The following is a 6,048-nucleotide window of genomic DNA, read 5'->3' as shown; positions in this document are numbered from 1 at the left end:
TTGCCTGTTGTGGTCTCGTTCAGGAACACCAGCACGACGGCGGAGTTCGGCTCCAGTTCTGACACGGCCGCTCTCAACACTGAGGCGGTCTGCGCGAGGTGCTTTTGCTGCACCGTCGGAATGACGATCTCTTTGGTGAATTTGTCGTAGTAGGCAAGAAAGTCCCCAGTGAGATGTGATCTCGCCCTGGCGAAGTCACGATCCATGTTCTCGCTCGAGTAGGACAACGCCGCAACGGCGCCGTCGGAGGCCGCGCGAACCGCCCGCTGGGCCGCGGCGTCATCGAGCTGTCGATCCGGACGGTACTGAAGAACGAATAGGCACGCAGCCAGTCCCACTGCGGCGATGACCGATGCCGTCAAAAGAATTGAACCCCAGTGCTCCAGAAGGCGGGAGGCTATCCGGTCGATCGCCGCCGTTCGGTCGAGACGCGATTCGCCGACGGAAGGAGCCTTGGCGCTGGCGTTCTGCGAGCCCGGATCCTCGTCGGCGATCTCCGCATCGTCGAGCGGCGACTCTGACTCGGAATTCATTGGACGAAGTCAAGTTTCGACATCTTGAGCCGATCCCCATCCCGATCGATATTGACACTGAGTCGCCAGAAGACCGGTGGCCGCACCGACTTGTCAGGGTTGATGGTGTCGGATTTCGCGACTACCAGGACGACTGCCGAATTATCGGTCATCGACTCGACCGCGACATCTTGCACGGTGGCCTTCGTGGTGACCTGCGCATCCTGGGCATTCTTGGCCATGTAGCCGGACGTCGCTTGCAGCTGGCTCTTGAGTGCTCCCGTCGTGTCGTCGATGGAGTGCTGGATATTTTCCGCGGCGTGCGCAGGGTCAATCGACATCAGTGTTGCAATTTCCTCCCGGGCAGCTGCGGCAAACTCCGCCGCGTGCTGCCGCTGCTGCACGAGTGTGCGGTGCTGCCACACGATGTAACCGCCGGCTGCCAATGAGGCGCAGATGAGCACGATTGCGGTGCCGACACCTATCGCTTTCCGGGTGGGACGACGGAGCCGCCATCGCCACCGACCCCTCAATCGCGAGGCAGCCGGCTTGGCGTCGGCACCGTCGGCGTCTTCGGTCGCGTCGGACTGTTCGCTCGAACCGGCCTCGGCCTCCCGACGCAATTCGGCCGCGCGCGCTCGCGCGGCCTCGGCGCGCTCCTCGGCACGAATTAGCTCTTCTTCTGCTTCCGCGAGCGAATCTGGAGCTTCGGTGGTCGATGGGTCGGCGTCGGATTCCGTCACAGGTCCTGAGCAATCGCCGGCGCGAGTACACCGCGACTCACGGCTCTTTCCGGACTACACACGGAGAATCACGTTATCACCCCAAAGTCGCTGGCCGGATGCGCTATGCGGACGTGCAAAATCCATGGGATGGCTTCCGTATGCGATCTTCTCCGAAGAAGAGAATTTTCTTATCGCCCGTGCAAAACTATTTCGGTGCGTTTCATCGTGGTGATGGTGGCTGCGCTGATCGGAGTCGGCGCATTGATGCCGCCGACGGCTGCTGCAGGGCCGACTGTCTGCGACTACCCGGCCTGTACTCCAGGCATCGCTCCGAACATGGTTCTGGGCGCGCCGTGCGACAACACCACCTACTACGCGTTCGGGGTATCCGGCGGTTACGTGCCCGCCACCCAACCCGGACGGCTGATGTTCTGCGGCTCGCCGAGGCGATACCAGCCGAGATGGTTCCGCTCCCCGCCGATGGCGGGCATCAAGGAAGAGAACGCCGACTGCAGGCAGTATTTGAACTACGTCGCGCAGGCGCCCGACGGCCTGTTCCTGATCTGCATCGCGCAGGAGGGTCACTCATTCTGGACCCGCGCCGACACCTAAGTTATTGCGTGACAAAGGCGTTGCTCGTCAATCCTGTCGATGTAGGAATCCGTGCAGAATCGCTTGGACGAGTTCGTCGACGATGGCTTCTCTCGACGGCTGCTCGGACCCGAAATAAGTCGAACGCAATGCGGCCATGCCGGCGATCATGGCGACTGTCGAGTGAGCCGGCAGGTCGGGGCGGTTGGTACGCATGCCGCGGATGCGCATGCCTTCCGCGCCGATCTGGCTGAGCACGGTGAGGGCTCGCCTGATGTCGGCGATGCCCGTTTCGGCTAGCTCCTCTGGGCTGAGGATTTCAGCGGCCATGAGCGTCAACAGCAGTCCCTGGTGTTCGACGAAAAGGTCGTAAAGCTGCCCGACGAAGCGCCGCGCCATTTCCTCTTCGTCGGCCTCCTCGTGAACGACCAACTCCCACGTGCGGCCGAAGTCGTCGACGAATTCGGTGAACGGCAAGACGAGGGCTTCTCGGAATAACCCCGCTTTCGAACCGAAGTTGCGGAACAGCAGATGCTCGGTAACGCCTGCGGCTTCGGCGATTTCACGTGTTGTGGTGCTGCGGTAGTCCTGGCGGGCGAACAGGTCGCGGGCCGCAGCGAGCAGAAGTTTGCGTGGTTCACCCCGCGGCCGGCGCGATCCCGAGGCCGAGATCTCGGCCTCGACCGGCTTTCTGGCGGGTGAGCGCTGGGGCAACGGTGTTCACTCCTCGAGCCGAATCTGATGGTTGACTGTCTATAGGATAGTCGTCACTATCTAAAGGGTTGTATTTTTCCAGGAGAGGTGTTGGGCGTGGGTGCTGTGATCATGCTAGGCACGTTGTTCGGATTGATAGCTCTGGTGTTCGCTCTGGTTCTCCGCTTCGACCCCGAGGCGCGGCACGCTACGACCGGTGACGGCCGCCCGTGAACGCGAAGATGACGCCCCTGCTGGAGGGGCAGATGTACTTCGCCTATGTCTCGGGGATCGCTTTTATTCTGGTCGGGGCCTATCTGAGCTACCGTCGCCGACGGGTGCACCCACTGCTTCTGCTGAGCATCTCCGCGCTCTCGTTCTCCTGGATCGAGTCCCCCTATGACTGGGCGATGTACGCGCAGTTTCCGCCTGGTCTGCCGCGGATGCCGTCGTGGTGGCCGCTGAACGTGACGTGGGGCGGGCTCCCATCGTCGGTACCCATCGGTTACGTCTCCTACTTTGTTCTTCCCGCCGTGATCGGAGCCGCACTTGGCCGATGGCTGAGCGCAAAATTCCGCTGGCGCAGGCCAATTGCCCTCCTCACAGTCGGCCTGCTGGTGGGTTTCTGCTGGGCTTTCGTGTTCAACGCCATTACCGGCGCCCACTTCGGCAACTTCTATTACGGCTACGTGATCCCCGGACTCGCGATATTCGAGGGAACCAAACATCAGTATCCGCTGTACGACTCGCTGGCCATGGGCATCGAGATGATGGTCTTCACCTACCTGCTCGGACGCACCGATGCTGAGGGCCGCAACGTCATCGAGATGTGGGCCGACAAGAAATCGAATAGTCAACTGCAGTCTTCGGTGCTGTCCATCGTCGCCGTTGTCATCGTCGGCCACCTTGTCTACGGCTCGGTTTTCGCGCCACATCTCATTACCAAACTCGGCGGTTGGGTGACCGCAGGACCCACCGAGCAGCTATACCCGGGCACGCCCAACCAGCCCCGCTAGCGGAAGGCAGATCGTGACGAGCAATTCAACCGCCGATTTGTATTACGACCCGTACGACCACACGATCGACGACGACCCGTACCCGGTGTGGAAACGGATGCGCGCCGAGGCCCCGCTGTACTACAACGACAAGTACAACTTCTACGCGCTCAGTCGTTATGACGATGTCTCGCGTGCGCTGCACGACTGGGAGACATATCGCTCGGGAAGAGGCACCACCGCCGACGTCTTGTTCAGCGGCATCGACATACCGCCCGGCATCTTGCTATGGGAAGACCCGCCGCTGCACGACCTGCACCGCCGGCTGTTGTCGCGGGTTTTCACCCCCCGCCGCATGTTGGCGGTCGAAGGGTTGGTGCGTGACCTGTGTTCGCGTGCACTGGATCCGCTGCGCGACATGGACGGTTTCGACTTCGTCGCCGACCTCGGCGCGATCATGCCCATGCGGACGATCGGCTACCTGCTCGGTATTCCCGAGGAAGGGCAGCAACGGATCCGCGAGCGCAACGATAAGAGCATCACGGTGGAATCCGGGGGCACTCTGCTGACCGCGACGACCCTGGATGAGTCGATCGGACAGTTCGCCGATTACATCGAGTGGCGGGCAACGCACCCTTCCGATGACCTGATGACCGAACTGCTCAACGCGCACGTCGAGGAACCAGACGGAACCATGCGCCGCCTTGACCGCGGTGAAGTGATCGCCTACACCGCGATGATCGCCGGCGCGGGCGGCGAGACCACCGCTCGACTGATCGGGTTCATGGGTGAGTTGCTCGGCGAAAACCCAGACCAGCGAAGAGAACTCGTCGCCGATCCCTCGTTGATTCCGTCAGCGGTCGAGGAAACGCTGCGCTACGAGCCACCGTCACCGGTGCAGGGGCGTTACGTCGCCCAGGACACCGAGCTATACGGGCAGACTGTGACCGAAGGGTCCTACATGCTGTTGCTCAACGCATCGGCTAATCGCGACGAGAAGCACTTTCCTGACCCCGATCGCTATGACATCCACCGCACGGCAGCACATTTGAGCTTCGGGCAAGGTTTGCATTTCTGCCTCGGCTCATCGCTGGCTCGGCTGGAAGCGCGGGTCGCATTCGAGGAGGTGTTCAAGCGGTGGACCGATTGGGACGTCGACTACGAACACGCCAGCAGGGCGCGAACCTCCAGTGTGCGGGGCTGGGCCCGGCTGCCGGTCAAGATCGCATAGCAACACCGTTGAATAATAGATCGGTTGCAGGACAACAGGTTTAGGGCAATTCAGGAGGAAGAGATGACCGCTGGTAAGCACCGCGTGGTGGTATGGGCGACCGGGGGGATCGGGTCGATCGCTATTCGCACCGTCACCAACCGCCCCAACCTCGAGCTGGTCGGAGTCTGGGTGCACTCCGACGAAAAGGTGGGCAAAGATGCCGGCGAGCTGGCCAACGGCGATCCCATCGGTATATCAGCGACCAACGACGCTGATGCGCTCATCGCCCTCAAGCCCGATTGCGTGATCTACGCGGCGGCCGGGCCCGAACGCGACGCCCTGGCAATTCCCGACTACGTGAAATTGCTTGCAGCGGGAATCAACGTCGTCACCACCAGCACCACCCGGCTGGTTAATCCGCATGCCTACGAGCCCGCCGAGTGGCGCGAGCAACTGGCCACCGCAGCCAAGCAAGGACAGGTATCGCTGTACGCCTCGGGCATCGAACCCGGCTTCGCCGCCGACTACCTGCCGCTCGTGCTGTCCACCCAATCCTCCTCGATCGAGTCGATCCACTCTTATGAGATCGGGCTCTATGACGACTACGGCGTGCCCGACATCATGATCAACGGATTGGGCTTCGGACAGCCGCTGGACTACCAGCCCTGGATCTCTTTCCCGGGCGCGATCGCCGGTGAGTGGGCGGGGCAACTCCGTTTGATCGGCGACGCCTTTGGTGTCGAAGTCCAAGAAGTCCGCGAAGAATTCGACCGCGCCGTGACCAACGAAACCCTGCACGTCGCAATGGGTACCGTCGAGGCGGGAACCTGCGGCGCGATCCGCATGAAAGCGATCGGCGTCGTAGATGGTCGCGAGGCGATCATCGTCGAACACGTCACCCGGCTGGCGCACAGCGTTGCTCCGGACTGGCCGACCGGTATCGGTGACCTGTCCTACCGCGTGGTGATCACCGGCGATCCCGACATTGACTGCACCCTGGCGGCAACGCTGCGTGACCCCGGCCGGGCCGGTATCGCCTCGATGACCTCGGGTGCCGGCGCGATGGTGGCCACCGCGATGCGCGTCGTCAACGCCGTGCCCTATGTCGTCAACGCTGCGCCCGGGCTCTTCAGCGCCGTCGACCTGCCATTGACCATTCCGAAGAATGTCTTTGCAACGCAACAAGTTTGAGTCGACTTGACTCCGCTCGATGAAGCGCTCACCGTGGTTGGCGGTGGCGATCGCCGTCGGTGTGGTGATGCGGCCACCTCGTCGCCCGTCAGCTCGAGGCCGACGGCATTAACTCGCGTCTGGTGGGG

General features: G+C 62.2%; 7 protein-coding genes. 4 read left to right on the top strand and 3 right to left on the bottom strand.

Annotation, left to right across the window (positions count from 1 at the left end; translation table 11 throughout):
* The coding region (locus VGH54_RS11925) for a hypothetical protein (RefSeq protein ID WP_331512201.1) at positions 1-533 on the bottom strand (533 nt) is incomplete at its 3' end.
* Positions 530-1,255: a hypothetical protein gene (locus tag VGH54_RS11920; RefSeq protein ID WP_331512200.1), complete on the bottom strand. Its 726-nt coding sequence runs from the start codon at positions 1,253-1,255 to the stop codon at positions 530-532. The genes VGH54_RS11925 and VGH54_RS11920, both read right to left, overlap by 4 nt.
* Positions 1,256-1,468: 213 nt before the next feature.
* Between VGH54_RS11920 and VGH54_RS11915 the strand changes: the two genes are divergently transcribed.
* Complete coding sequence (locus VGH54_RS11915; protein ID WP_331512202.1) at positions 1,469-1,849, top strand: hypothetical protein; 381 nt, start codon at positions 1,469-1,471, stop codon at positions 1,847-1,849.
* 27 nt (positions 1,850-1,876) lie between these two features.
* Here the strand turns inward: VGH54_RS11915 and VGH54_RS11910 are convergent, their stop codons facing one another.
* Positions 1,877-2,542 (bottom strand): helix-turn-helix domain-containing protein, encoded by a 666-nt coding sequence (locus VGH54_RS11910; protein WP_331512199.1) that lies wholly within the window; start codon positions 2,540-2,542, stop codon positions 1,877-1,879.
* 209 nt (positions 2,543-2,751) lie between these two features.
* Here VGH54_RS11910 and VGH54_RS11905 point away from each other — a divergent pair, with 209 nt between their 5' ends.
* The 3 genes from VGH54_RS11905 to VGH54_RS11895 all read left to right on the top strand — a co-directional run bounded on the left by VGH54_RS11905 (position 2,752) and on the right by VGH54_RS11895 (position 5,920).
* Positions 2,752-3,537: a spirocyclase AveC family protein gene (locus VGH54_RS11905; RefSeq protein ID WP_331512198.1), complete on the top strand. Its 786-nt coding sequence runs from the start codon at positions 2,752-2,754 to the stop codon at positions 3,535-3,537.
* 13 nt (positions 3,538-3,550) lie between these two features.
* Complete coding sequence (locus VGH54_RS11900) at positions 3,551-4,747, top strand: cytochrome P450 (protein WP_331512197.1); 1,197 nt, start codon at positions 3,551-3,553, stop codon at positions 4,745-4,747.
* A 63-nt stretch (positions 4,748-4,810) separates the two neighbouring features.
* Positions 4,811-5,920, top strand: coding sequence for a dihydrodipicolinate reductase (locus VGH54_RS11895; RefSeq protein ID WP_331512196.1), 1,110 nt, complete (start codon positions 4,811-4,813; stop codon positions 5,918-5,920).
* Positions 5,921-6,048 lie beyond the last annotated feature (128 nt).

The sequence above is a fragment of the Mycobacterium sp. genome (assembly GCF_036488105.1).
In the GTDB taxonomy this organism is placed as follows: Bacteria; Actinomycetota; Actinomycetes; order Mycobacteriales; family Mycobacteriaceae; genus Mycobacterium.
Note: the sequence above shows the minus strand (reverse complement) of the source record. Positions and strands in the feature narration are given on the sequence as shown.

Coding starts and splice junctions, on each gene's coding strand:
- VGH54_RS11915 (WP_331512202.1), top strand. CDS start 1,469: ATGGTGGCTGCGCTGATCGGAGTCGGCGCATTGATGCCGCCGACGGCT.
- VGH54_RS11895 (WP_331512196.1), top strand. CDS start 4,811: ATGACCGCTGGTAAGCACCGCGTGGTGGTATGGGCGACCGGGGGGATC.